Origin of the sequence: Agrobacterium sp. FDAARGOS_525 (assembly GCF_003938925.1) — a bacterium.
GTDB lineage: Bacteria > Pseudomonadota > Alphaproteobacteria > Rhizobiales > Rhizobiaceae > Agrobacterium > Agrobacterium pusense.
The window spans coordinates 929,941-954,866 of sequence record NZ_RKIU01000003.1; the positions used below are offsets into that span (position 1 = coordinate 929,941).

The window sequence follows — 24,926 nt, forward strand, 5'->3', positions numbered from 1 at the left end:
TCTCTTGGCTGCTTTTTAACGATGACGGAAAAAGCCGTCCCGGCTATAGGAATTCATATGGAAACGGATGGAAAGACCCTTCGCCGCGGCTGGACCACGGGCACCTGCGCGGCAGCCGCCACGAAGGCGGCCTGCGCCGCCCTTCTCACCGGCGAGTTTCCTTACCCTGTCGAGGTCGAACTTCCAAGCGGCGCGAGGCCCGCATTTTCCCTCGCGACCGAGGAAAAGGGTGAAAACTTCGCCCGCGCAGGTGTCATCAAGGATGCGGGCGATGACCCTGATGTTACCCACGGCGCACTGATCGAAAGCACGGTGCGGCGCGGTCAGCCGGGAAGCGGTATCACCTTCAAGGCCGGCACGGGCGTCGGCACCGTCACGCGGCCCGGACTGCCCCTGCCGCCAGGAGAACCCGCCATCAATCCCGTGCCACGCAAGATGATCGAAACCGCCATTCACGAGGTGGCTGGTGCGGAGACTGATTTTGAAGTTGAAATTTCCGTTCGAGACGGCGAGAAACTTGCGGAAAAAACCCTCAACGGCAGACTCGGCATTCTCGGGGGTATCTCCATTCTCGGCACCACGGGCGTCGTTATCCCTTTTTCCTGCTCGGCCTGGATCCACTCCATCTGGCGAGGCATTGACGTGGCGCGTGCGACCGGCTGCACTCACGTGCTCGGCGCTACCGGGAACACCTCTGAAAAAGCGGGACAGGCGCTGTATGAACTGCCCGAGACCGCGTTGATCGACATGGGGGATTTCATCGGCGGCATGTTGAAATATCTGCGCAGCCACCCGGTCGAACGGGTAACGATTGCTGGTGGCGTCGCCAAGATGACGAAGCTCGCCCAGGGGATGCTCGACGTGCACTCCAAAAAAGGTCTTGCCGATCTCGATGCGCTGGCGGCGCTGGCAGGGGAGGCAGGTGGCGATGGGGAACTCGCTGACGCCATTCGCAGCGCCAACACCGTCGCCCATGCCTTCCAGCTGGCCGATCGCAACGCTATCGATCTTGGCGCGATCGTTGCTGAAAAAGCCTGGGTGACCGCCGCGGCGGCGCTGAGGACGCCGGCCATAGCACTGGATATCCTGGTTTTCGATCGTCAGGGCGCGTTGAAGGGACGCACCGCCTCCACCCCGTCGCATCAGCCCGCCGCATCCTCCTTTGGAGACCGGAAGCGGCGTACATAGTCTGCACTGTAGAGTGCGCTTTCACGAAAATCCGTCGAGGCCAAACCACGACCGACGAAGATCAGCGCCGTGCGCTCGACAGGCTCGGCCGCAAGCTTGCCTTCGATATCGAACAGGCTACCGCGAATGACCCGCTCATCCGGCCAGGACGCCCGCACGACAATGGCGACGGGGCAATCGGAACCATAAAGCGGCGTCAATTCTTCCACGACCCTGCCGATGGCATGAATGGCAAGATGGATGGCAAGCGTCGCGCCCGTCGCGCCGAAAGCCTGCAGCGTCTCACCATCGGGCATCTTCGATGCACGCCCGGAAATCCGCGTCAGCACAAGGCTCTGCGCCACTTCCGGCACCGTCAGTTCGCGTTGCAAGGCGGCGGCGGCGGCGGCGAAGGAAGGAACCCCGGGCGTCACGCTGTAATCGAGCCCCAGCTGCTCCAGCCGGCGGATCTGTTCGCCCATTGCGCTCCAGACGGAAAGGTCGCCGGAGTGCAACCGTGCAACGTCCTTGCCTTCCCTTGCTGCCGCGATGAATTCCGCCTCGATCTCATCCAGCGAAAGTGCGGCCGTATCGACAATACGCGCGCCCGGCGGGCAATAGTCGATCAGCGCCTTCGGAACCAGCGAGCCGGCATAAAGGCAGACCGGGCACGCCGCGATAAGATCGCGCCCGCGCACCGTAATGAGATCGGCGGCGCCCGGACCGGCACCGATGAAATGAACCGTCATTCGTGTTCTCCATGTTCGATCGCGCAGCCGCCATCCTCTGGGGCGGCACCGTCAGCGGTTGCGATGGCCACCGTCACATCGCCGTGTACGAGCCGCGGCGCGACCAGCCTTGCATTCTCTCCCACTGCCGCAAGCGCCGCGGTTTCGCTCACGCTCGGCAAACCGGACCGCTCGAAACTTGCGCGTGAAAACGTCAGCGTTTTCGAGATAACCGCGTCAAGCCGGTGCTGCGCGACGATTTCGAGCGACAGGGAAAGGGTTTTCGCCGCTTCCGCAAGGCCGGCTTCCCGCGATTTAAGTGGCGCAGTTGCCAGACGGTCGGCCTTGACGCCAAAATCCTGCTCGGCAGCGCGCAAGGCAGCGATGATCATCCCCGCCGTCGCTCCCTTGCGGCAGCCTATGCCAGCCACGATCACCATGGCTTCACCCAGCTCCACTGGGTCACCGGCATGGCCGGACGCCACCCCGACATTGAACCGACAGCCGCCGCCCGCGACACATCCAGCCTTACGATCGAACCGCCGAGCCTCGCATGCGCGGCCAGCAGAACTGCCTCCATTTCCAACGTCACGGCATTGGCGACCAGACGCCCACCGGATTTCAATGCCCCCACGGCCCCATCGAATACACCCGCTTCACTGCCGCCGCCGCCAATGAAGATTGCGTCCGGACGGGGTAACCCTTCAAAAGCGTCGGGAGCGGAACCGATCATGACCTCAAGCCCGGGAACACCGCAGACGTCGGCATTAAACGTTATGCGTTCCGCCCTTGCCGGGTGCTGCTCTATGGCAATGGCGCGGAGCGAAGGGTGCGACAGCATCCATTCAATACCGATCGAGCCGGAACCCGCACCGATATCCCAAAGCAGTTCGCCGCGGCGTGGCGCCAGCGAGGACAGGGTCACAGCCCGGATTTCGCGTTTGGTGATCTGCCCGTCATGTTCGAACAGGCCATCGTCAAGTCCGTGCGCAAAGGGCAGGACACGTGCGCCTTGATCCGCAACAACGTCAATTGCCACGACATTCAGCGCATTGACGTCCTCAACGGCGAAATCGCTCGCCGGGACGCGGTGCGATCTTTCCCGTTCTCCTCCCAAAGCCTCGAGCAGAGTGAATTCCGACCGGCCGAAACCGGAGGCAGACAGCAATTTTGCGATCAAAGCCGGGTCACGCTCGTCCGACGTCAGCGCTATGATGCGGGTGCCGGGATGGAGATGCGGCCGCAAAAGGTCGATGGGTCGGCCGTGCAGCGAAACGCACTCGACCGATTGCAGCGGCCAGCCGAGCCGGGAAGCCGCGAGAGAAAAGGCCGAAGGCGAAGGATACGATGCAACCTCTCGGACAGGGACGTTTCTCAGAAGCGTGACGCCCACACCGTAGAAGAATGGATCACCGGATGCCAGCACGCAAACCCTCCTGCCGCGCAGCGCCAGAACGTCCCTCATCTCCACGTCGAATGGCACGGGCCAGGCCCGCGCCTCGCCCTGAATGGCCGCAGCTGCCAGGTCCAGATGACGTTTGCCGCCAAAGACAATTTCGGCGGCCTCGATTGCCCGCAGCGCATTTTTACCGAGCCCGTCAAGCCCGTCCTCGCCGATGCCGACGATGGAAAGCCAGCGCGTTGCTTCCTTTTCGGTGGAAGCCTTGCCCGTTCCGGAATATTCAGAGGTCATGACACGCTCCATACTCATTCTTGGCGGCACGACCGATGCCCGCCTCCTGGCCGGCCGGCTGGGCGAAGATTCCACCTATCGCGTCCTGCTCTCCATGGCGGGCCGCACGATCTCCCCGGTGGAACAGCCCGTACCCATGCGCAGTGGCGGCTTCGGCGGTGCGGCGGGGCTGGCGGATTTCATCCGCGCCGGGAATTTCGATATTCTGGTGGATGCGACCCATCCCTATGCCGCCAGAATTTCCGCCAATGCCGTGGAGGCGTCGAAGCGCGCCGGCGTTCCGCTCATCAGGCTTTCGCGTCCCGCCTGGCAGCGTCAGCCGGGCGATAACTGGCAAAGTGTCGAGAGCATCGATCAGGCGGTCGTCGCGCTTGGCGGCCAAGGCAGATGCGTGTTTCTGGCGCTCGGTCGACAGGAGCTTCTTCCTTTTGAGGCCGCGCCCCAGCACAACTATCTCATCCGCAGCGTCGATCCCGTGGAACCGCCGCTGAAGTTGCCGGATGCGCGTTACATCACTGCACGCGGTCCTTTCGCAACGGAGGACGAAATCCGTATGCTGGAAGAAAACCGCATTGAGGTCGTGATATCGAAGAACTCGGGTGGCGCAGCAAGTTACGGCAAGATCGAAGCGGCCAGACAACTCCATCTGCCGGTTATCATGATCGAGCGGCCGAGGCAGTCGCACGACACGGCCGCCACAAGCGTAACGGTGCCGGATATAGCGACTGCGCTCACCGCCATCCACCATCAGTTTTCTCTTTTCGAAAAACGAGGCGAATAAACGATCGGTTCTTTTCCGGGACGTTCGATCAAACGCGTTTCTTCCGAACCGACAATGACACAGGTCGCCATGTCTGCCATGTCGCTCGACGCCTCCGATAGCGGCACGACCCGTATGCGCTCATCCAGGCGGCCTGCCGCCCTGCCGAAGATCACCGGCACCGATCCGGGCAGATGCACCCGCAACAGGTCAAACGCCGTGCCGAGCTGATGCGGCCGCGCCTTGCTGACAGGATTATAGAAGGCCATCACGAAACCCGCCTGCGCCGCTGCGATCAGTCGTTTCTCGATGATTCCCCATGGTTTGAGATTGTCCGACAGTGAAATGGCGCAAAAATCATGCCCAAGCGGCGCACCAGCTCTTGCCGCCACCGCCAGCATCGCCGTCACGCCCGGCACGACGGAAACATCGATATCGCGCCATTCGGATGGACCATTTTCGATTGCCTCGCAGATGGCCGCCGCCATGGCGAAAACACCGGGATCACCACCGGAAACCACGCAGACCCTGCCACCTTCGGCCGCAAGCCGAAGAGCCTGTTCAGCGCGGGAGATCTCCTCACGATTATCGGAGGCATGACGGCGCTGATGGGGACCAAGCGACAGCCGGTCGAGATAAGGAATATAGCCGAAAAAATCGTCGGATGCCGCGACAGCGGCGAGCGCCTCCGGCGTCGCCTGTGCAGCATTACCGGGTCCCAGTCCGACGACGACGAGCTTGCCGGTCATGGTGCTTCACCCGGGCCGGGCCTCGTTTTCCAGCCAGGTACAAGAACCAGCGAAAAGTAGGGTGCAGGCGAAGCATCCCGCTCGATGAGCCGCACTGCATGGCTGTTGGCCATGGTGCCGCGCTCGACATAAAGCGCCTGTTCGAGCCTGCCGGCCTTTTCCAGTGCACGGCGGATTTTGGGCAGGTTGCGCCCGACTTTCATGATGACCGCCCCGTCCGTGCCGGAAAGACGGTCAGAAAGAACATCTTCTGCAAGCGTTCCAGGAAGCACGCTCAGAATATCGTCTCCCTGCACCAGCGGCAGCCCAGCCATGGACCAACAGCCGGACATGGCGGTGATGCCGGCTACGACTTCCGCCTGATAGGACGGCGCAAGCCGCAGATGCAGATGCATATAGGAGCCATAGAACAGCGGATCGCCTTCCGAGAGCACGGCAACATTCCTGCCGGCTTCGAGATGTGCTGCAATGTCCTTCGCCGACTGATCGAAAAATCGGGCGATCGCATCGCGATAATCCTCACCGTTCTTGTCGCTTTCAACCGTGACGGGGTAAACCAACGGCATTTCAAGCGTGCCCGGACGGATAAAGGCCTCGACGATACCACGGCCGTTGCCGCTACTGCCCTTTTTGCAGAAGAAAGCCAGAACGTCGGCTGCCTCGATGGCACGCACCGCTTTCAGCGTCAGCAGTTCAGGATCGCCGGGACCGGTGCCGACGCCGACGAGTTTCCCCTTACGATGTTCAAAAAGAGCCGCGCTCACAGGCCCGCCCTCGCAACCGCGTTGACGGCGGCAGCCGTCATGGCCGAGCCGCCCATGCGTCCCTTGACGATGGCGTAGGGAATGCCGAGCGTACTGACTTCCAACGCATCCTTCGATTCCGCTGCGCCGACGAAACCGACCGGCATGCCGATGATGGCGGCGGGGCGAGGCGCGCCCTTTTCGAGCATCTCCAGAAGATAGAACAGGGCTGTTGGCGCGTTGCCGATCGCCACCAGAGCACCGTTCATGTGCTCCGCCCAGAGATCAAGCGCGGCGGCCGAACGTGTATTGCCGATGGACCTCGCAATGTCGGGCGTGCGCGGATCACGAAGTGTGCAGATGACCGCATTGGCGGCTGGCAGGCGCGCGCGCGTCACACCATGGGCGACCATTTCCGCATCGCAAAGGATGGGCTTGCCCGCAAGGAGTGCGCCACGCGCGGCAGAGACAAAATCCGGGGAGAAACGGAAATGGGCGGCGGCCTCAACCAGCCCGCAGGCATGAATCATGCGAATGGCGATGTCCGCCTGATCTTCGGCAAAAGCGGACAAATCCGCTTCCTCGCGTATTATGGCGAAGGAGCGCTCATAGATCGCATTGCCATCGCGAATATAGTCATAGTCGGTCATCGGTCATCCTGTCGAAGCGCCGCGACAATTGCCTGCCTGCCCAGACGGGCAAACAGGCCAGCGGCGTTTTCCCCGGGCTTATGTTCTTTTTCATAAAGACGGGCAAGCCGCGAAAGCGCCGCTCTTTGTTGTGCAAAGGGTAAAATGCCGTCCGGAAAATCGCCGGCGCGGCCAAAAATCGAAAAAGCCATGCCATTATCGGAACCTGAAAAGGTCAGAAGCGACGGCGCGGGATGGGCGCAGCCTTTGCCACATCCGGAAATATGCAGGGTCACGGAACCGTCGAGCAGCGGGGCGCAAGCGCCTGCCGCAAAGGAAGCCAGTTCGTGAGTAGGATAAAAGGCCGACGCGCAACCGGGAGCGCCGGGACAGACTGCTATGGAAGATCGCCCGTCGCCGGCAGCCGTGACGAAACCCGATGTTCCGGCACTCGCAAGCAGTGCGCCGCACGCGCGCTGGGAACCGAAAAACAGCAGGCTATGATTTATCGCTGGCCGAAGAGACTGAATACCGAGCACGGCGGCCGCTTCGCAGAGACGCGCTATATCAGCGGCTTTGATCTGACTGAAGGCAGGCGCGACGCCTGCAGCAAAACCGGCCCCGCCTGCGGCCATCAAACCCAAAGGCACGAGGGACCGGGATGCCTCGCTTCCGGCCAGATCCACCAGATGATCACCACAGATCGCTTCAATCATCTTCCGATCCAGATCGCGACCGCGGGCGAGCGGACCTTTTTTTGCCAGAAGCGCGAGCAATTCAAGGACGACACCAGCTGCGGCGCCGGCGCCAACCAGCCCCGCATCCACTGAGCTGCTTTCCGGACCGCCCACAAACAGGCGCCAGAAGACCTGCCCTTCCAGACGCTGTGCTTTCAGGCGGATGTCAGCGAGCAAATCTCCCATGGAGACATATCCGCCACCGTCGATCACCACAGACATTTTGGCGGCGAGTTTTTCAGCAAGTCCCGGCGCTTTTGCCTCCCGGCGAATCTCGTCTGCAAGAGAACGGCCATCGGCAATTTCCGTCTCGTCACGACCGGATAAGGGCGACACCTCAACCGCCAGCCCATCGCGAAGCGGTAGACCAAGCGCCAGAACCTCTTTTTCCAGAAAGCGCGCGCTCTCGGGCGACAGACCGCGAAATTGCAGGCTGCCCCGGGCGGTAATGTCCATCAAGCCATTGCCATGGAAATCCGAAAGATCGCAAAGCCTCTTCATCTCAAGGGGCGTGATATCCTCTTCGAATGCGATCCGTGACAGGAGACCATCGCCGGTGGGCATGGGTGCAGAGAGAGCCGGGCATGCGCCGCGGCGGCTGACTGGCTGAACGGGATTGAATAAGGCCGTCATCACGCGCCGACCCTTTCCGGACGGGGCAAAAGCAGCATTTCAAGCTCCGCATCCACCGCGTTTCGGCGACTGTGCCACAGGCCGCGGCGGCGGGCGGACAAGAAACGTTCCGCCATCACCCGCGCTGCCTTCGGGTTTTCGCGCAGGATGAAATCGCGCACCGCTTCATTGCCGAAATAGGCATCGTAAAGGGCTTCAATCAACGATGACGACACCGCATTGGTGGTTTCGGCAAAGCCGACCAGCCGGTCCACCGTCTCGGCAAACTCCGCCGCACCGCGTGGACCATGTCGCATCTGGCCTTCGATGAAGCGCGGATTGACGGCGCGGGCCCGCACCACCCGCGTCAAGGCCTGTGTCATCGATCTTGCCCGTGGGCGCGCCGGATCGGTCGTATCCAGCGCCACGATATCGGCAACGCCTCCAAATACAGCCTTGGCAGCGGAAAAGCCGCCAATGAAAGCGACATCGGAAGAACCGTCCAGAAGATCGCGGCCGGGATCATCGCCGGTGTGAACCAGAAGATCAGCCCGGCGCACCGCCTGCGCAAATCCGGCATCCTCGAAAATCTCCAGCCCGTCCGCACCTCCGAATGCGTGACTTGCCGCATCTAAGTAGGCTTTACCCAGTTCCTCGCGTTCGTCCCATTTGCCGCTGGCGAGCTTCTCCTCAATACCGGCACCATAGGTGCCGGGCGCAGAGCCGAAAATCCGCGGTGGTATATGACCGAGCAGAACCGCCTCTTCCGCAAGCGGATTGTCGCCCGGCGCTTCTTCACGCCGCGCCACGGCCTTGGCGGCAGCATCGAGAAGCGCGATCAGCGCAGGAAACATATCCCGAAACAGACCGGAAATGCGGAACGTGACATCAACGCGTGGACGGCCGAGGCTGGCCGGCGGCAGCACCTCGATGCCGGTAACGCGGCCGGTGCCGGCGTCGTAAATTGGCCGCGCTCCCATCAGGTGCAGCGCCTGCGCCACATCCTCGCCGCCGTTGCGAAGACTGGCACTTCCCCAGAGATCGAACACCAGATGTTTCGGCCAATCCCCGTGGCTCTGCAGATGATGACGGAGCACCTCTTCGCCGGCCATGCGCCCGAGTTCAAAAGCGGTGGGCGTCGGCATCGTGCGCGGATCCGCTGCATAAAGATTGCGGCCCGTGGGAAGTACATCGATCCGGCCCCGTGCCGGTGCGCCGGAAGGACCGGGAGCAACGTGCCGGCCATCGAGTGCGGCAAGCAAGGCCGCCTTCTCGGCCCGGGCGCTTTGAAGTCTCAGAGGATCAGCCTCACCTTGGGCGCAGCGGCCGAAAATGTGTTGGCCGTCCTTGATCGCAAAATCCTTGAGATCACAGAGAAAGGCGTCGATGCGTGAGAGGGCGGCGTCGGCATCGTCCTTCGTATTCACGCCGGCCTCGGTTGCAAGCCCGGTTTCCTGCGCTTTTTCAATGATCAGCTTCGCCAGCCGGTCGCGACGTCGCCGATCGAGCCCATCGGCCTGCGCATATTCGTCGACCAGCTGTTCAAGCGCCAGTTGTTCCGGCGAAAGCCCGGCATTAACCAGCACCGGCGGAATATGGCCGATGGTGACGGCTGCAATACGCCGTTTCGCCACCGCCGCCTCACCGGGATTGGAAACGATAAACGGATAAATCACCGGCAGCGGACCAGTGACAATTTCCGGAAAGCACTTGCGGGAAAGCGCCACTGTCTTGCCCGGCAGCCATTCCAGCGTACCGTGCGCGCCCACATGCACGATGGCATGGGCGGATGCGACGCGCTGCATCCATGCGCCGAAGGCAACAAGCGCGTGGCGCGGAGGCAGGGCGGGATCGTGATAGTCAACCCGGCGGTCCTCATTGCGCCCCCTGTCCGGCGCAAGCGCCACGAAGACCTGGCCGAAACGCGCGACGCGAAAACGAAACCCGCCATCGGCAAAAGCTTCATCACTTTCCGCAGCTCCCCATGTCGCACTCAAGGAGGCCGCGGCATCATCAGGCAAACCCGAAAGAAAACCTCGATAGTCCGCAAGGTCGATCGTCGCTTCCTGCTGCTCAAGGCGATCGAGCAGCGCCCTCGCTGTTTCAGGAATATCTTCGACGCAATAGCCGGCATCAGCAAGATCTCGCAGCATTTCGAGCACGCTTTGCGGCACATCCAGACCAACGGCATAACCGGTTCGCCCCGGGGCTGCACCCGGATAATCCGGCATCAGAACGACAATGCGCCGCTCCTCCGGCGAGGTATTTTTCAGACGCAGGAAGGCCGCGATGCGGCTTGCCACCTGTTCGACACGATCCGCCTCCGGCATGTTTACGAGACTGATACCGCCATCGGTCCGAGGCTGCTTGAAGGAAATCACGCCTGCGAAAATCCGGCCATCCAGTTCAGGCAGCACAATATGCATGGCAAGATCGGACGGGTTTAGTCCACGCGCATTCGCCGCCCAGCCGTCGCGGCGGGTCGTCGCCATTGCGACCTGGAAAACGGGAACGCCAAGCCGATCGAACAGCGTATGGCCATCGGCATCGCTCTGACTCGCAAAGGCCGTCGCAGCAAGGATGGCAGCCGGCTGAATATCTCTCAGCGCCTTTTCGAGAAAGCGAAGGGCGTCGCCATCCTTCAGGCCGCTGACAAAAATCGGCACCGGGGAGAAACCGCGCTCGCAAAGCGCGTGAAAGAGCGCATCCACCGGCGCTGCATCCGCAGCCAGCAACATGGAGCGATAAAAGACAATAGGCAGAACGGGCGCGGCAGCCGGGAAGCCAGAGCAGGCCTCCATTTGCCCTAACACCCCCAACCCCGGCCGATAAAAGCCGGCTTTCGGCAATGGCTCAGCTTCTATCATCGGCCATGCGTCATCTCTTGCCAGAGCGGCGAGGCCACCGGCAAGGCGACCCATATTCTCTCTTCCGCCTTCGCGGAAAAAGGAAAGGACGGATGCCAGGATGTGCGTGTCCACGGTCGACGCCGCTTCGAGCTTTTCGTCCCTTTCACTGCATTCGCCGGGCAGAAGCAGAAGCTTTATGCCACGTCGGCGCGCCATGCTGGAAAGCTGATCAACTCCATAACGCCAGCGTTCCGCTCCACCGAGGATTCGGACAAGGATGACCGTGGCATGCTCCGCCGTCTTTTCGATCCACAGGTCAACCGACATGGGATGGCGAAGCTCGGCGAGGTTTGCGGCGGACAGGCTGGGGAGCACACTGTCCGCCTGTCGCCACGCCTGCTCAAGCCCGGCAAGATCGCTTGTCGAAAACGACAGCATCACCACATCCGATCGAGGCTGGTTGAGGTCAACCGGCTCGATCAGATCGTCAAGAGACGAGGATGTGGTGGCAAGAATATGCATCGTCAGGCGGCCAGCATCTGTTCGATCTTTTCGCGATTGATGCCCTTTTCGCCGATAATGACCAGTCGGCTGCGGCGCTGCTCGCCCGCTGCCCAGGGGCGGTCGTAATAATGATTGACCCGGCTTCCGACCGCCTGCACCTGCAGACGCATGGGCTTGGCGGAAACTTCGACGAAGCCCTTGATGCGCAGGACGTTTTCAGCCGCAGCCGTTTCGGCAATGCGCGCCGCCAGTGCTTCCGGATCGGCCACAGCCGGCAGGTCGATGACGAAGCTGTCGAAATCGTCGTGTTCATGGTCGAGTTCACCGTCATGGTGGGTGCGGCGGTTTTCGATATCCTCTTCAACGGCAAGACCAAGACCGATCAGCACGGCGGGGTCGATGGCGCCATTGGAGGCCACAACGATCTTCGCCGCCTTCGGCAGATGTTCGAGCACATGCGCCCTCGCCTTGTCGAGACCGGCTTCATCAAGGAGATCGGCCTTGGTGAGAACGATGAGATCGGCGCAGGCGACCTGGTCCTCGAAAACTTCCTCAACCGGATCATCGTGATCAAGCGCCTCGTCATTGGCCCGCTGAGCAGCGAGCGCCTCCATGTCGTGCGCGACCTTTCCTTCAGCAAGGGCGGCGCCATCCACCACGGCCACGACGGCGTCCACGGTCACGCGGCTCTTGATGGCCGGCCATTGGAAAGCCTGGACCAGCGGCTTAGGCAGGGCAAGACCAGAGGTCTCGATCAGGATATGCTCCACCTTCGGCTGGCGGCTGAGAATTTGTTCGATCGCGGGCTGGAAATCGTCAGCCACCGTGCAGCAGATACAGCCGTTGGCCAGTTCGACGATGTTTTCTTCCGGGCAGCTTTCAATGCCGCAGCCTTTCAGGATTTCGCCGTCGATACCGATATCGCCGAATTCATTGACGATGATTGCGAGCCGCTTGCCGTCCAGCTTTTCCAGAAGACCACGCAACAGCGTCGTTTTTCCCGCCCCTAGAAAACCGGTGACGATGGTGCAGGGAACGCGGTCCAGATGGTTACTCATGATCTCTCCTCGGTAAAATCGAATGGGGGAATGCGCGCCACCATGCCGCGCTTTAATGGTTCGGGGCGGCCGCGCCAGGGCATCAGGCCATCTGAAGACGCAGAAAGAAGCCGCGCGCCGGTCAGCAGGTCCCCTGCATCGTCGGGTGTCAGCCCACCAAACACATAGGACCAGCCATTGGCGCTGCGCAGCACGGCACTGAGGCCACGTTTGCAGTTGGCGAGACAATTGACGGAACCGACCGCGATGCCGGACGCTTCCGCCTCTGCGGTGACGGCCTCGGCAAGACGTGAACCGGCACGTGGCTCGGCGCTGGGATCAGCTTCGTCGCGACAGCTTCGGCAAACGAAAACGACCACACCGGACGCCGTTTCATCCTGCGCGTTTCCACCAGCAAATGAAGATGTCGCTGAAATATCCAAACCGTATCGTTCCCGCGCCAAGTCAAATTCTTCGGGGTGCGGATATCGAAAACGGTATGCGCACAGGCACAGACCGGCTGTTCGACGTTATCGACTGACCGGAGCACCCCGCCCGGTAGACGTTTTTCCTGAAGCGGCAGGTCTCCTGGCTTGCGGCTCGATGAGCGCCCGGACACCGCCTTCCCGAACCATCTCTCTGGTCCAGTGGCTTTACGGTGCGGGCTTGCCGCTTACAGTTGCGGGGGCAGCCACGGAATGACCCGTTTCAGGGTGGAACCGTGTTCCCTCTTAGCTTTTCCCGTTGCCGGGGAAAGACCGTCAGTTCCTTACCCTTAGGCCGAACAGGCTTTGGGGTCAATGCCGCCCCCCGTGGCTCGCGCATTGCCGGGTGCGGCAAATTGGGTATAGTCGCCGCTCCGAAGGGCAGGGATAAGTTCCCGGCTGCTGGAGTGAAGAAGGAATATGCGATGACACGCGACATCAGCGACAACGAAGCCGAGCGCCATCGGCAGAAAATGGTCAACCGCAAGACGGTGCAGGATGCCGAAGTCGCGGCAAAGACCATCGAAAAAGGTCTACTGATGATCAATACCGGCCCCGGCAAGGGCAAGTCCACGGCCGCCTTCGGCCTTGCGTTGCGTATGCTCGGCATCGGGCGCAGGGTCGGCGTCGTGCAATTCATCAAGGGTGCATGGTCGACCGGCGAACAGCAGGCGCTGGCTCTGTTCGGTGACAAGGTGGTGTGGCGTACCATGGGTGAAGGCTTCACCTGGGATACGCAGGATCTGAAGCGCGATGTTGCCGCTGCCGCGAAGGCGTGGGAAGAAGCCGTGACACTGATGGCTGACCAGACGATCGGCCTGCTGATACTCGACGAACTGAATATCGCATTGCGTTATGATTACCTGCCGCTTGATGAGGTCGTGACGACGCTGGCCAGCCGCCGGCCCGATCTGCACATCATCGTCACCGGCCGCAATGCCAAGCAACCGCTGATAGACGCCGCCGACATGGTGACGGAGATGACGCTGGTAAAACATCATTTCAAGGCGGGCGTGAAAGCACAGCCAGGGATAGAATTCTGACATGGCCGCACGGGTTCTGATGTTTCAGGGAACCGGCTCGGATGTCGGCAAATCGCTGATGGTGGCCGGTCTAGCCCGCGCCTTCGTCAGGCGCGGCCTGTCCGTCATGCCGTTCAAACCACAGAACATGTCGAATAATGCGGCCGTTACCGCCGACGGCGGCGAGATCGGCCGAGCACAGGCGCTGCAGGCGCGGGCCGCTGGCGTACCCCTCTCTGTCCACATGAATCCGGTTCTTCTGAAACCGCAGAGCGAGACCGGGGCACAGGTGGTGGTTCAGGGCAAAATCGCCGGCAATGCCAGGGCAGCCGATTACCAGCACCTGAAAGCCGGGTTGATGCCGCGCGTGCTGGATAGCTTCAACCGCCTGAAACAACAGGCCGATCTGGTGCTGGTGGAGGGGGCGGGCAGCGCATCCGAAATCAATCTGCGTGCCAATGATATCGCCAATATGGGGTTTGCGAGAGCTGCTGACGCGCCTGTGATCCTCATCGGCGATATCGACCGCGGCGGCGTCATCGCCAGCCTTGTCGGTACCAAAGTCGTACTCGAACCTGACGATGCGGCGATGATCGAAGGTTTCATCGTCAACCGCTTTCGCGGTGATCCCGCGTTGTTTTCGGACGGCATGCGGATAATTCAGAAAAGGACAGGCTGGGCGTCGATAGGCCTTCTGCCGCATTTCTCCGATGCCACGAAACTGCCGGCTGAGGACGCGCTCGGTCTTTCCGCCCCGGCTGAGCGAAAACCCGGCGCAAAGATCCGCATCGCCGTGCCGATCCTGCCGCACATTTCCAATTTCGATGATCTCGACCCTCTGGACATGGAGCCGGACGTGGAACTGATCCGCGTGCGGCCGGGCGAGACCATTCCCGCCGATTGCCGGCTGGTTTTGCTGTGCGGTTCGAAATCCACCATTGCCGATCTCGCCGTGCTGAAAGATGCGGGTCTGGACATCGACATAAAGGCGCATGTGCGCCGCGGCGGCTACGTTCTCGGCCTTTGCGGTGGCTACCAGATGCTCGGAAAAACCGTTGCGGATCCTGACGGTATCGAGGGACCACCTGCGACTGTCGACGGGCTCGGTCTGCTTGATGTCGACACGGTTTTGACGGGTGACAAGCGACTCGTTTCCGTTCAAGGCGTGAGCTTTGATGGTGTTGGTTTATCCGGCTACGAAATGCATGTCGGGGAAACCACGGGAGCAGCAGGCAATCTGGCGTTTTCGACGATCGACGGCCATTACGATGGAAGCATCTCACCCGACGGCCGTGTCTTCGGCACCTATATTCATGGCCTTTTTGCTCATGATAGCCAGCGCGGCGCATGGTTGGAGCGTCTCGGCGGGTGCGGCACCGACCTGAACTATGATGCGCAGGTGGATGCGGTTCTCGACCGTCTGGCTGCGCATATGGAACAGCACCTCGATCTCGACGGTCTGCTGGCTATAGCGCGATAAGGATCGCCAGAAGTCCGAATAGGCCGATCAGCAACAGGTCCGCAATCCGTGCCAGCCGCAACGCCGTGCGAATATCGCCGGCGACCAGCGCAGACCTTCCGCCGTCCCCCATGAAACGCGCTTCGATCATCTGTCCGCCGTAAGAACGCGGTCCGGCAAGCGCAAAACCCAGCGCGCCGGCAAGCGCCGCCTCCGGCCAGCCTGCATTGGGAGAGCGGTGGTGGCGCGCATCGCGACGGATCGCGGCAATGGCCGCTTTTGGCGACGCGCCCTCGACAAAAAATGCGGCGACCACAAACAGGCTGCCGCTCAATCTCGAAGCGGGCAGATTGATGAGATCGTCAAGCCGGGCCGAAGCCCAGCCGAACGCTTCATGGCGAGGCGAACGATGACCGATCATGCTGTCGGCCGTATTGACCGCCTTATAAGCCGCACCACCTGGCAGGCCCAGAAGCCCCATCCAGACGGCAGGGGCGACGATGCCATCGGAAAAGTTCTCGGCGAGACTTTCGATCGCCGCCCGGCAGATCGCCGCCTCATCCAGCTTTTGCGGGTCGCGGCCGACGATCATCGAGACAGCCTTGCGGCCACCCTCAACTCCTTCACGCTCCAGCGCAGTCGCAACCGCCTCCACATGCTGCTCCAGACTTTTCTGTGCCGGAAGCGAAGCACCTAGGATGGCGACCGCCAGAAGTCCGAAGGGCAGGAAAAGCAGAACAGATTGCGCAAACCATGCAAGGATCACCGTCAGCCCGACAAAAACAACCAGCGCCACAACACCCGCGGCCTTGCGCCGTGAAAATGACGCGCTGTCCCGGTTCCATTTTTGGTCCAGCAGCGCGATAAGCGAACCGACCCAGGTGACAGGATGGCCGATATGTTTGAACAGCCAGTCCGGATAACCGGTCAGGCGTTCGATCACGAGCGACAGGAAAGCGAGAGCGAGGAACATGGGCGAGACAATATCAGAAATGGCACAGGCTGCGATCCGCCACGGCGGCAATCTCGGCAGAGCGCGCCTGATGTTTCCAGACGCGTCTGAACCGTGGATCGACCTTTCGACCGGAATCAACCCGCATCCCTATCCGTATTCTGCCATTCCCGCCAGCGCATTCGCTCGCCTGCCGGAGCCCGAGACGGCCGACTATCTGAAACGGCTGGCCGCACCCCATTTCGGCGCACCCTCCGCCCGACATGTCACGCTATCGCCCGGCACCCAGATGCTCATGCCGCTGCTGGCTCAAACCGCACTTGCCCGGGGCGCCAAGAGCGGCGCAGTGCTGTCACCTGCCTACGCGGAACATGCCCGCACCGCACGCATGGCCGGGCTGACCATGAGGGAAGTGGAGCATGTCAGCGACCTGATCGCTCACGACTACGTGGTGGTGGTCAATCCCAACAATCCCGACGGACGTATCATCGATCGCGAAACTCTTTTGCGGCTCGCCGATTCAATGCATCGAAACGGCGGCCTGCTGGTGGTGGATGAAGCCTTCATCGAAACCGGAGGCGCCGAGAGCCTTGCGGATAGCGTTGATCGGCATGCTCTGGTCGTCCTTCGTTCCTTCGGCAAATTTTATGGCCTGGCGGGAATCCGGCTTGGTTTTGCAATTGCGCACCCTGATATCGCTGCGGGGTTGGAGGCGAGGCTCGGCCCATGGGCGGTTTCCGGCCCGGCGCTGCACATTGCTACGGAAGCCTTGGCGGATGGAACGTGGCAATCTGCGATGCGGCTGCGTCTCGCGGATGAAGCACGGCGCATGAATTGCCTTTTGGAAAAAGCGGGTCTGAACGGGGTTGGCGGCACGCCTCTGTTCACACTGGTGCGGGACGAGCGTGCCAAGGCCCTGTTCGACCATCTCGGCCGTCTCGGGATACTCGTGCGCATTTTCGATGAAAGGCCGGACGACATCCGTTTCGGCCTTCCGGGTAACGACGCTGAGTGGCAGCGCCTTCAAGCGGCGCTGCTCTCTTTCGATCATCCCTCGAAAGTGTAGGTTTCAATCGACTCCGGCTTCATTTCGATGGAGAAACCCGGCAGTTTCGGCGGCATATAAGCGGCGTCTCTGATATCGCAGGGCTCGATGAAATGCTCGTGTAGGTGATCCACATATTCGATGACGCGACCTTCCTTGGTGCCTGAAACCACCAGATAGTCGATCATCGACAGGTGCTGCACATATTCGCAAAGCCCGACGCCGCCAGCATGCGGCCAGACCGGCAGATTGTATTTGGCGGCAATCAGCAGCACCGCCAGCACTTCGTTGAGGCCACCCATACGGCAGCTGTCGATCTGCACCACATCGATCGCGCCTTCAGCGATGAACTGCTTGAACATGATGCGGTTCTGGCACATTTCGCCCGTCGCCACCTTCACGGAACCAATGGCTGCGCGAATCTTACGATGGCCGGCGACATCATCCGGGCTGGTCGGTTCTTCGATGAAGAAGGGCTTGGAAAAGGCGAGCTTATTCACCCACTCGATTGCCTGGTCCACTTCCCACACCTGATTGGCATCGATCATCAAATAACGGTCGGGGCCGATCACCTCGCGGGCAATGGTGAGACGGCGAATGTCATCCTCCAGATCACGTCCAACCTTCATCTTCACATGGTTGAAACCGGCATCGATGGCTTCCTGGCAAAGACGGCGCAGCTTGGCGTCGTCATAACCGAGCCAGCCTGCGGAAGTCGTATAGCAGGCGTAACCTTCGCTCTTCAGCGTCTCGATGCGTTCCTTTTTGCCGCTTTCGGCTTTCTTGAGAATTGCGAGCGCCTCGTCCCGGGTCAGCACGTCAGTGAGATAACGGTAATCAACGATATCGGCGATTTCTTCAGCGCTCATATCAGCCACCAGCTGCCACACAGGCTTGCCGGCTTTCTTGGCCAGCAAATCCCACACCGCGTTGACAACGGCGCCGGTGGCGAGATGCATCGCACCCTTGTCGGGGCCGATCCAGCGCAGCTGACTGTCGCTGGTCAGATGCCGCCAATATTTGCCGGGGTTCTCAGTGACCGTGGCAAGATCGGTGCCGACGACGAGGTGACGCATCGCTTCGATGGCCATGCAGCAAATATCGTTGCCCCGGCCGATGGTGAAGGTCAGCCCGTGGCCTTTAAGACCCGGCTCATCCGTGTCGAGAATGACATAAGCCGCCGAATAATCCGGGTCGGGGTTCATCGCATCGGAGCCGTCCAGGCTCTGGGATGTGGGGAAACGCAGGTCGAAAACACGCAGATCAGTAATTTTTGTCATGGCCGTTTACTCGCGGTCAGTGCCTATGGAAATCGTTCAGTCGTGGTGGAAGGTCTCTTCCATCATAGCCCACCACTCGCCGTCCCTGCGGGTTTCGAGCGGTTTCTGGCAGGGAATCGTAAAAGACCACCATTCCTGGTTCTTGGGGCTGGCCGCCATCTTCGCCATATCGGCGCTGAAATCGGTGCCATGATATTCCCAATAGCCAAACAGCAGGTTTTCCGGCTCCCGCAGGAAAATCGTGTAGTTACGGATATTGCAATCGCTGATCAGCGCCAGAACTTCCGGCCAGACGGCGGCATGCAGCCTTTTATACTCCGCGATCATCTCCGGCTTGACGCCTATGACCATTCCCATACGCTGCATGAAAAACTCCGTTACTTTCTGATGGTGGCAAGCGCCGCGCGCAGCTTCGATTGCGGCAGGCTCAATCCCAGCCGGTCCGCTGCGGCAATGACCGGAGCAAAGCGTCGGCGCTTCTTCTCATCGTGATTACCGGCGATATCGGCCAGTCGATGGGCAAGGAAGGGATTGCGCAAACGCTCCCGCAGCACGCCGATATAGGCCTGCGCATCATTTCCCATGCCTTCAGCAATAAAGACCGGCAGAACCTCGTCGCGCCATAACGTTTCCAGATCCGCGACGAGTGCACTGTCGTCCATTGCCTGACGCACCGTCTCGTCCTTCGCCCGCGCATCCTGCAGCCAGCGTTCCGCCAGATAGGAATGGCCGAGATTCAGCAGGAAAAGCTTCAGCTTTTCATAGTGGTCGAGGTCGTCCGTCAGCACCACGGCAGGGTGAGTGCAGGGCAGGACAAGCCCGTCCTGCTTTTCGATCGCCCAGAGCGCGTAAGGCTCCGCCACTGCACCTACCGGATCGATAGGCTCGGAAACGATGCGATCGACCAGGCTATTGGCGAAACGGCACTTTTCGTTCAGGTAAAAGGCAAAACCCGCCGGCAATTGCCATTCATCGGCAAGCCGGCGAATGACCTCTTTCAGCTTTTCGCCATTACGCGGCACAAGTTCACAAGGAAAGATGGACAAGGGCGCTTCCGGATTGCGCTGAAAACGTTCGAGCAGCAAAATGCAGAGTTTCGCCGGAAAGCTCCTCGGGACGGCCGTAAAATCCGCCGCGAGATCTGCGCCATCCGCAGAATCAAGCTCATAACCGCGGTCTCCGGTATTGGACAAGATGACAGCAGCTTCGCAGGCGAGGCGGCGTACTTCCTCCCATTCGGTTGCCGAGGTCAGGGCCCGCGCGACAGCCTTGCCCTCAATTTCCTCATCCACGTTCCGCCCGTCACGGATGCCGCGAATGCGCACGGGGTAGGGCGCGCCACTATTCAGCGCCGCGACACGCTTCAGGCTTTCCGCATTGCCGGTTGTCTGGACAATCGCGATGCGACCGATAGCCTCGTCCTTCTCCAGCGCTTGCGAGACAAAGAGGTCCGCATGCGCCAGAAGAAAGCGGCTGGTACCGAATTGCAGGATGGGCGTCTCGGGCGTCATGCGACCTCCACCATGCCTTTGATGACTCCGGCTTTCGGATCGGTCAGCCCTGCGAACTGCGATGGCACGTCGGCAAGCGTCATACGGTGCGTAATCAGCGCCTCAGGTACTTTCCCTTCCCGCAATGCCTGCAACACGCGTTCGAAATCCGCCGGCGTCGCATTTCGGCTGCCGAGCAGCGTCGTTTCACGTTTGTGGAACTCCGGATCGTTGAAGCTGATATCGCTAGCGACGATGGAAACAAGCACATACGAACCGCCATGGCCGACGAAGGAAAAGCCGCGCTCCATGGCTTTAGGATTACCGGTCGCATCGAAGACCGCATCGAAGAAATCACCGTTGGTAATCTCGGAAAGACGATCTTTGTCGCCGTCCCCAAGCGACACTGTATGGGCGACGCCGAGATGCTCCTTGCAGAAATCCAGCCGGTCGGTGCGGCCATCGATCATCGTGACTTCGCCGCCATCGAGAACCGCGAAAACCGCTACCGCCATGCCGATCGGTCCGGCGCCGACGATCAGAACCTTCTGTCCTTTTTCGACGTTGCCACGGCGCACCGCATGCGCGCCGATAGCCAGAAATTCGGTCATCGCCGCCTGGTCGAGGCTCAGCCCTTCAGCCTTCAACACGAATTGCTGCGGCACGTTCAGATATTCCACCATGCCGCCATCACGATGAACGCCGAGCACGCCGATATTGCGGCAGCAATTGCTCTTGCCCTTCAGGCAGGCGCTGCATTTCCCGCAAGAAATATACGGAATGATGGTAACAACGTCGCCGGCCGACAGATGGCTGCCTTGCGGCGCCTCTTCAACCGTACCGGAGAGCTCATGGCCCATGATCCGCGGATAAGAGAGGTAAGGCTGATTGCCGGTGAAGATGTGGAGATCCGTACCGCAAACCCCGATGCGACGGACGCGCACCAGCACCTCACCTTCGCCACGCACAGGTTTAGGCAGATCCTTGGCGCTGAGTTGACCGGGAGTGTCGCAGAAAATCGCCAGCATGGATCACCTGTGGGAAAGGGAGTAAAAACGAATGGCGTTACCGCCGAAGACTGCCGCATGGTCCGCTGCCGGCACGATATCGCGACAGAAGCCCAGCCATTCCTGATAATCGCCCGCCAGTCGCAAAACCGGCCAGTCGCTGCCGAAAATCACCCGGTCTGCGCCGAACAACTCCAGAATCGTCTCGGCATAGGGCCGCACCGCTTCCGGTCGCTGATCGCCGCGCTCGGTCAGAAGGCCGGAGAGCTTGCAATGGACATTGGGAAGAGCCGCCAAAGCGCCCATATCCTTGCGCCAGGCGCTGTAGTGGCCGGTCGCAATCAGCGGCTTGGCACCATGGTCGATGACAACAGGCAATTGCGGGTGACGCCGGGCAAACGCGAGGAGATGCGGCAGATTGGGCGGCAGGACCAGCGCATCGAACGCCAGGCCTTGGTTCACCAACGCCGCCACGGCGGGATCGAGCAGCGGATCATCGATCCATGCCACGTCTTCCATGCCCTGCAGCATCGGGCGCACGGCTTTGAACGCCCGATGTTTTGCCCGGCGGGCGATTTCCGTTGCAGCATCGGGAGACTTCATGTCCACCCAGCCGACCACACCTTTGATGAAATCTGTTTCTTCCGCGAGCGCCAGCATGAAATCCGTATCAGCAGCCGTCTCCATCGTCTGAACCAGCACGGTGCCGGAAATTCCGGCCGCGGCCAGCAATGGCGATAGATCCGCTGGAAGAAAATCCCGGTAGATGGCGGCGAGCGACGGCGGCGGCCATTGGCCGGCACGGTCCTTCATTAACCAGAAATGCTGGTGGGCGTCGATAAGCATTGCCTCAGGCCTTTCCGCCCGGCACCGGCGCACCTTCGGCGATCAGACCGCGTCTGTGCAGTTCCGCCCAGAACTCATCCGGAATAGATTGTTCGAACCATTCGATATTGGAAGCGAGCTGCTGCGCATTCCGCGCGCCCGAGACGACGGTAACCGAAGCCGGATGGGCCAGCGGAAATTGCAATGCAGCCGCCTGCAGCGACACACCGACTTCTTCGCAGACACCCTGCAGCGCATCAACCCGCGTAAGGATATCGGCAGGCGCATCGGCATAATTGAATTTGCGGTTGCCCGCGAGAATGCCGGAATTGAAAGCACCGGCGACAACGATGCCGACACCGCTTTCGGCGCAGCGGTTCATGAAAGCAAGGCTCTGCTGCTCCAGCAGCGTATAGCGGCCGGCAAGCATGGCGACGTCGATGTCAAAGACATCCATGGCGTCGTTGACAATTTCCCACTCGTTGACGCCAAGGCCGATAGCGCCAGTTGAACCTTCCTCACGCAGCTTGCCAAGCGCCCGGAAGCCGCCGCCAGCGGTCAGCTGCTCCCAGTAATGCTGGTGCTTTTCGCCATGGGTGTAGGAGCCGATATCGTGCACATAAAGAATATCCGGCTTCAGAACGCCGAGCCTCTGCTGGCTGGCCTCGAAAGAGCGTAGAATGCCATCATAGGAATAATCATAGAGCGGGCGGAAGGGTAGCGGCGCAATATAGGCATCCTCTTCCGGGCCCACGGTCTCATCGGGAACCATGACGCGGCCGACCTTGGTGCTCAGCGTATATTCGCTCCGGTCGTGCTCCGTGACCATGGTCCCCAGGCGACGCTCCGACCGCGTATATCCATAAAACGGCGCGGTATCGAAATAACGCATGCCGCTTTCCCATGCCTTGTCAAACGCACCCTTGGACTCTTCATAGGGCGTAACGCGGTAGAGATTGCCCATCTGGGCGCAACCGAGACCCATGACGGTAACGTCGACGGCGCGGCGCGGCAATTTACGTGTATCGGAGACTTTCATCGCGGAGACTTTCCAGCTTGCCTTTGGAAAGACGCGCCGCCGGTGAAGCGGCGCGTCATCGCTTGATCAGTAAAGAACGTTCTTTGCTTCCGGTTTTTCGATATTGTCCTTGGTGACAACAACGACGCCGGTGTCGACGAACTTCTCGACCTTTTCCTTGTTGATGAGCTTGGTGACGGTTTCGACGCCCTTTTCACCCATCTGATAGGAGCCCTGAACCACGATTCCGGCGAGCGTGCCGTCCTTCACGAAGTTCTGCAGATCCTGGTTGCCGTCGAAGCCGATGGCGACGACCTTGCCGGCCTTGCCTGACTGGGCGAGCGCACGGCCAACGCCGATGGCCGTCGGCTCATTGGCGCCGAAAATGCCCTTCAGGTCCGAATTGGCGGCCAGAACGTCGGTCGTCTGGTTCAGCGCGGTCGCCATCTGCGACTGCGAGTAGAACGGGCCGACGATCTTCAGGTTTGAGTTCATCTGGATGTAATCGGTGAAACCGCCGACACGGCCGATTTCAGAACCAGCCCCGGCGACATAGGACATGACGGCGATCTTGCCTTCCTTGCCCACCTTGTCGATCAGCGCCTGCGCTGCCAGTTCGCCGGCTTTCTTATTATCGGTCGCGAGGAACGACTGGTAATATTGCTCAGAGCCCTTGGCGAGCTGCGAGTCGATGAGAACGACGGGGATACGGGCTTCCCAGGCCTTCTTGACAGCAGGCACCAGCGCGTCCGGATCGGAAGGTGCAAGCACGATGCCGGCGACCTTACGGTTGATGGCGTTTTCAACCATGTTAACCTGGTCGGCAATGGCCGATTCCGCAGCCGGACCCTGGAAGGTCATGGTGTTGCCTGAAGAATTCTTCATGGCCGCATCGGCGCCCTTCTGGACGTTCTGCCAGAAGGTCGAATTGACGGTCTTGACGATGACGGCGATTTCACCGGCCTGCACGGTGGAAACGCTCCACAGCGCGATTGCGGATGTCAGAAGGGCAGTCGCAATTTTCTTCATTTCTTCCTCCGTGATGTCGGCATACCGGGCCTCCCCTGCCGATCTTTTTTGCGGAAAGGGTCCGCAGCCCTTTGATCAGCGGCGGTTGCGCAACTGGTCTATCCAGACGGTGACCAGAATGACGAGGCCGATGATGATCTGTTGCGTGAAGGCAGAGACGCCATTCATATTAAGACCGTTGCGCAGGATGCCGATGACGAAGGCGCCGATGGCCGTGCCTGAAATCGTGCCCACGCCGCCGATCAGCGATGTGCCGCCGATAACCGCGCTGGCAATGGCATCCAGCTCATACATCACACCTTCGTTGGGCTGGGCGGTAACGAGGCGCGACATCAAAACGCACCCCGTCAACCCAGCAAGCGTACCGGAGAGGATGTATGTGAAGTTGGTGACGCGGGCGACGTTGACGCCGGAAAGACGTGCGGCGTCTGCATTGGAGCCCACGGCGTATATGTGGCGGCCGAGGATCGAGCGGTTGAGCATGAAGGACACCGCAAGCGCAATCACCACCATCAGGATGACAGGGTAGGGGATGCCTGGAAATACGACATTCGGAAAGCCGTCGTCACCGATATTGACGATGCGAAAAAGGGCGCCGTTGCCAAGTTCGCCGAAGGATTCGCCGAGGCCGGACACGGCGCGCGCACCGGTGATCTGCAACGCCACACCGCGGGCAATCAGCATCATGCCGAGCGTGGCGATGAAGGGCGGCAGCTTGAAGCGCGTGACCAGCAGCCCGTTGATCAGCCCGCAGAGCGAACCCGTCAGAATGCCGAGCAACATGCCGACCGGCACCGGCATGCCGAGTTCCTTCACCGCAAGAGCGGCAACAACCCCTGCAAGAGCCAGCACCGAACCGACGGAAAGGTCGATGCCGCCGGTGATGATGACACAGGTGGCGCCAATGCCGAGCAGAGCGATGGACGTGACCTGCAACGCGATCGTCATGCCGTTATTGACGGTAAAAAAGGCGCTGCTGGTGGCGGAGAACACCGCGACAAGGGCGAACAGGCTGCCGAGCGCGGCAAATTTCTGGATGATGTCCTTCTGGCGATCGCTGACAGCGAAGCCCTTTTTGGGTTCTGCAATATTGGCCATGTCGTTCC

24 protein-coding genes and 1 riboswitch are annotated in these 24,926 nt (G+C 60.7%); of the genes, 5 read left to right on the forward strand and 19 right to left on the reverse strand.

The window, feature by feature from the left end; all coding sequences use genetic code 11:
* Positions 1-57 precede the first annotated feature (57 nt).
* On the forward strand, positions 58-1,188 hold the full coding sequence (locus tag EGT36_RS05695; protein WP_037090092.1) for a cobalt-precorrin-5B (C(1))-methyltransferase: 1,131 nt from the start codon (positions 58-60) through the stop codon (positions 1,186-1,188).
* Here EGT36_RS05695 and cobM read toward each other — a convergent pair.
* The 3 genes from cobM to EGT36_RS05710 are packed head-to-tail and all read right to left on the reverse strand — an operon-like array spanning position 1,143 to position 3,588.
* Entirely contained in the window at positions 1,143-1,916 is a 774-nt protein-coding gene (gene cobM / locus EGT36_RS05700) for a precorrin-4 C(11)-methyltransferase (RefSeq protein WP_004444155.1), read from the reverse strand. The two genes, EGT36_RS05695 and cobM, sit on opposite strands and share 46 nt — an antisense overlap.
* Positions 1,913-2,335: a cobalamin biosynthesis protein gene (locus EGT36_RS05705; protein WP_037090089.1), complete on the reverse strand. Its 423-nt coding sequence runs from the start codon at positions 2,333-2,335 to the stop codon at positions 1,913-1,915. The genes cobM and EGT36_RS05705 overlap by 4 nt, the downstream gene beginning before the upstream one ends.
* Positions 2,329-3,588 (reverse strand): bifunctional cobalt-precorrin-7 (C(5))-methyltransferase/cobalt-precorrin-6B (C(15))-methyltransferase, encoded by a 1,260-nt coding sequence (locus EGT36_RS05710; RefSeq protein ID WP_037090087.1) that lies wholly within the window; start codon positions 3,586-3,588, stop codon positions 2,329-2,331. The genes EGT36_RS05705 and EGT36_RS05710 overlap by 7 nt, the downstream gene beginning before the upstream one ends.
* Between EGT36_RS05710 and EGT36_RS05715 the strand changes: the two genes are divergently transcribed.
* Positions 3,587-4,369, forward strand: coding sequence for a cobalt-precorrin-6A reductase (locus EGT36_RS05715; protein WP_037090085.1), 783 nt, complete (start codon positions 3,587-3,589; stop codon positions 4,367-4,369). The two genes, EGT36_RS05710 and EGT36_RS05715, sit on opposite strands and share 2 nt — an antisense overlap.
* Here EGT36_RS05715 and EGT36_RS05720 read toward each other — a convergent pair.
* Genes EGT36_RS05720 through EGT36_RS05750 form a run of 7 tightly spaced genes read right to left on the reverse strand, consistent with a single transcriptional unit; the run spans position 4,336 to position 12,651 of the window.
* Complete coding sequence (locus EGT36_RS05720; protein ID WP_125270122.1) at positions 4,336-5,097, reverse strand: precorrin-3B C(17)-methyltransferase; 762 nt, start codon at positions 5,095-5,097, stop codon at positions 4,336-4,338. The two genes, EGT36_RS05715 and EGT36_RS05720, sit on opposite strands and share 34 nt — an antisense overlap.
* Positions 5,094-5,861, reverse strand: a complete 768-nt coding sequence (locus tag EGT36_RS05725) for a precorrin-2 C(20)-methyltransferase (RefSeq protein ID WP_037090084.1) — start codon at positions 5,859-5,861, stop codon at positions 5,094-5,096. Before EGT36_RS05725 ends, EGT36_RS05720 begins: the two co-directional genes overlap by 4 nt.
* A complete protein-coding gene (locus tag EGT36_RS05730; RefSeq protein WP_006700275.1) occupies positions 5,858-6,490 on the reverse strand; it encodes a precorrin-8X methylmutase in 633 nt (210 codons plus the stop codon). Before EGT36_RS05730 ends, EGT36_RS05725 begins: the two co-directional genes overlap by 4 nt.
* The gene (gene cobG / locus EGT36_RS05735; protein WP_037090083.1) at positions 6,487-7,839 is read right to left on the reverse strand and encodes a precorrin-3B synthase; all 1,353 of its coding nucleotides are present in this window, start codon (positions 7,837-7,839) and stop codon (positions 6,487-6,489) included. Before cobG ends, EGT36_RS05730 begins: the two co-directional genes overlap by 4 nt.
* Positions 7,839-11,189 (reverse strand): cobaltochelatase subunit CobN, encoded by a 3,351-nt coding sequence (cobN, locus tag EGT36_RS05740; RefSeq protein WP_037090082.1) that lies wholly within the window; start codon positions 11,187-11,189, stop codon positions 7,839-7,841. Before cobN ends, cobG begins: the two co-directional genes overlap by 1 nt.
* A gap of 2 nt (positions 11,190-11,191) precedes the next feature.
* Positions 11,192-12,229 carry a cobalamin biosynthesis protein CobW gene (gene cobW / locus EGT36_RS05745; protein WP_006700272.1) on the reverse strand — a complete coding sequence of 346 codons (1,038 nt, stop codon included), beginning with the start codon at positions 12,227-12,229 and terminating at the stop codon, positions 11,192-11,194.
* On the reverse strand, positions 12,226-12,651 hold the full coding sequence (locus tag EGT36_RS05750) for a DUF1636 family protein (protein ID WP_125270123.1): 426 nt from the start codon (positions 12,649-12,651) through the stop codon (positions 12,226-12,228). The genes cobW and EGT36_RS05750 overlap by 4 nt, the downstream gene beginning before the upstream one ends.
* A gap of 118 nt (positions 12,652-12,769) precedes the next feature.
* Positions 12,770-12,986: riboswitch (cobalamin riboswitch) on the reverse strand.
* Positions 12,987-13,118: 132 nt separating this feature from the next.
* Between EGT36_RS05750 and cobO the strand changes: the two genes are divergently transcribed.
* Positions 13,119-13,736: a cob(I)yrinic acid a,c-diamide adenosyltransferase gene (gene cobO, locus EGT36_RS05755; RefSeq protein WP_004444179.1), complete on the forward strand. Its 618-nt coding sequence runs from the start codon at positions 13,119-13,121 to the stop codon at positions 13,734-13,736.
* A gap of 1 nt (position 13,737) precedes the next feature.
* Entirely contained in the window at positions 13,738-15,195 is a 1,458-nt protein-coding gene (locus EGT36_RS05760; protein ID WP_037090078.1) for a cobyric acid synthase, read from the forward strand.
* Here the strand turns inward: EGT36_RS05760 and cbiB are convergent.
* Positions 15,182-16,147: an adenosylcobinamide-phosphate synthase CbiB gene (cbiB, locus tag EGT36_RS05765; RefSeq protein ID WP_022557027.1), complete on the reverse strand. Its 966-nt coding sequence runs from the start codon at positions 16,145-16,147 to the stop codon at positions 15,182-15,184. The two genes, EGT36_RS05760 and cbiB, sit on opposite strands and share 14 nt — an antisense overlap.
* Between cbiB and cobD the strand changes: the two genes are divergently transcribed.
* A complete protein-coding gene (gene cobD / locus EGT36_RS05770) occupies positions 16,146-17,192 on the forward strand; it encodes a threonine-phosphate decarboxylase CobD (RefSeq protein WP_037090076.1) in 1,047 nt (348 codons plus the stop codon). The genes cbiB and cobD overlap by 2 nt on opposite strands.
* On the opposite strand, the gene EGT36_RS05775 is transcribed toward cobD, so the two are convergent.
* The 8 genes from EGT36_RS05775 to EGT36_RS05810 form a co-directional block, all read right to left on the reverse strand.
* Positions 17,174-18,451, reverse strand: a complete 1,278-nt coding sequence (locus EGT36_RS05775) for an L-fuconate dehydratase (protein ID WP_035208026.1) — start codon at positions 18,449-18,451, stop codon at positions 17,174-17,176. The two genes, cobD and EGT36_RS05775, sit on opposite strands and share 19 nt — an antisense overlap.
* A gap of 36 nt (positions 18,452-18,487) precedes the next feature.
* Complete coding sequence (locus tag EGT36_RS05780; RefSeq protein ID WP_006700267.1) at positions 18,488-18,817, reverse strand: L-rhamnose mutarotase; 330 nt, start codon at positions 18,815-18,817, stop codon at positions 18,488-18,490.
* 11 nt (positions 18,818-18,828) lie between these two features.
* A complete protein-coding gene (locus EGT36_RS05785) occupies positions 18,829-19,962 on the reverse strand; it encodes a mannitol dehydrogenase family protein (protein ID WP_037090072.1) in 1,134 nt (377 codons plus the stop codon).
* Positions 19,959-20,969, reverse strand: a complete 1,011-nt coding sequence (locus EGT36_RS05790) for a zinc-binding alcohol dehydrogenase family protein (protein WP_037090070.1) — start codon at positions 20,967-20,969, stop codon at positions 19,959-19,961. The genes EGT36_RS05785 and EGT36_RS05790 overlap by 4 nt, the downstream gene beginning before the upstream one ends.
* A gap of 3 nt (positions 20,970-20,972) precedes the next feature.
* Positions 20,973-21,794, reverse strand: a complete 822-nt coding sequence (locus EGT36_RS05795; protein WP_037090068.1) for an amidohydrolase family protein — start codon at positions 21,792-21,794, stop codon at positions 20,973-20,975.
* Between the two features lie 4 nt (positions 21,795-21,798).
* The gene (locus tag EGT36_RS05800; protein WP_125270124.1) at positions 21,799-22,812 is read right to left on the reverse strand and encodes an aldo/keto reductase; all 1,014 of its coding nucleotides are present in this window, start codon (positions 22,810-22,812) and stop codon (positions 21,799-21,801) included.
* Between the two features lie 66 nt (positions 22,813-22,878).
* Entirely contained in the window at positions 22,879-23,820 is a 942-nt protein-coding gene (locus tag EGT36_RS05805) for an ABC transporter substrate-binding protein (RefSeq protein WP_004444202.1), read from the reverse strand.
* A 75-nt stretch (positions 23,821-23,895) separates the two neighbouring features.
* The gene (locus tag EGT36_RS05810) at positions 23,896-24,918 is read right to left on the reverse strand and encodes an ABC transporter permease (RefSeq protein ID WP_004444206.1); all 1,023 of its coding nucleotides are present in this window, start codon (positions 24,916-24,918) and stop codon (positions 23,896-23,898) included.
* Positions 24,919-24,926 lie beyond the last annotated feature (8 nt).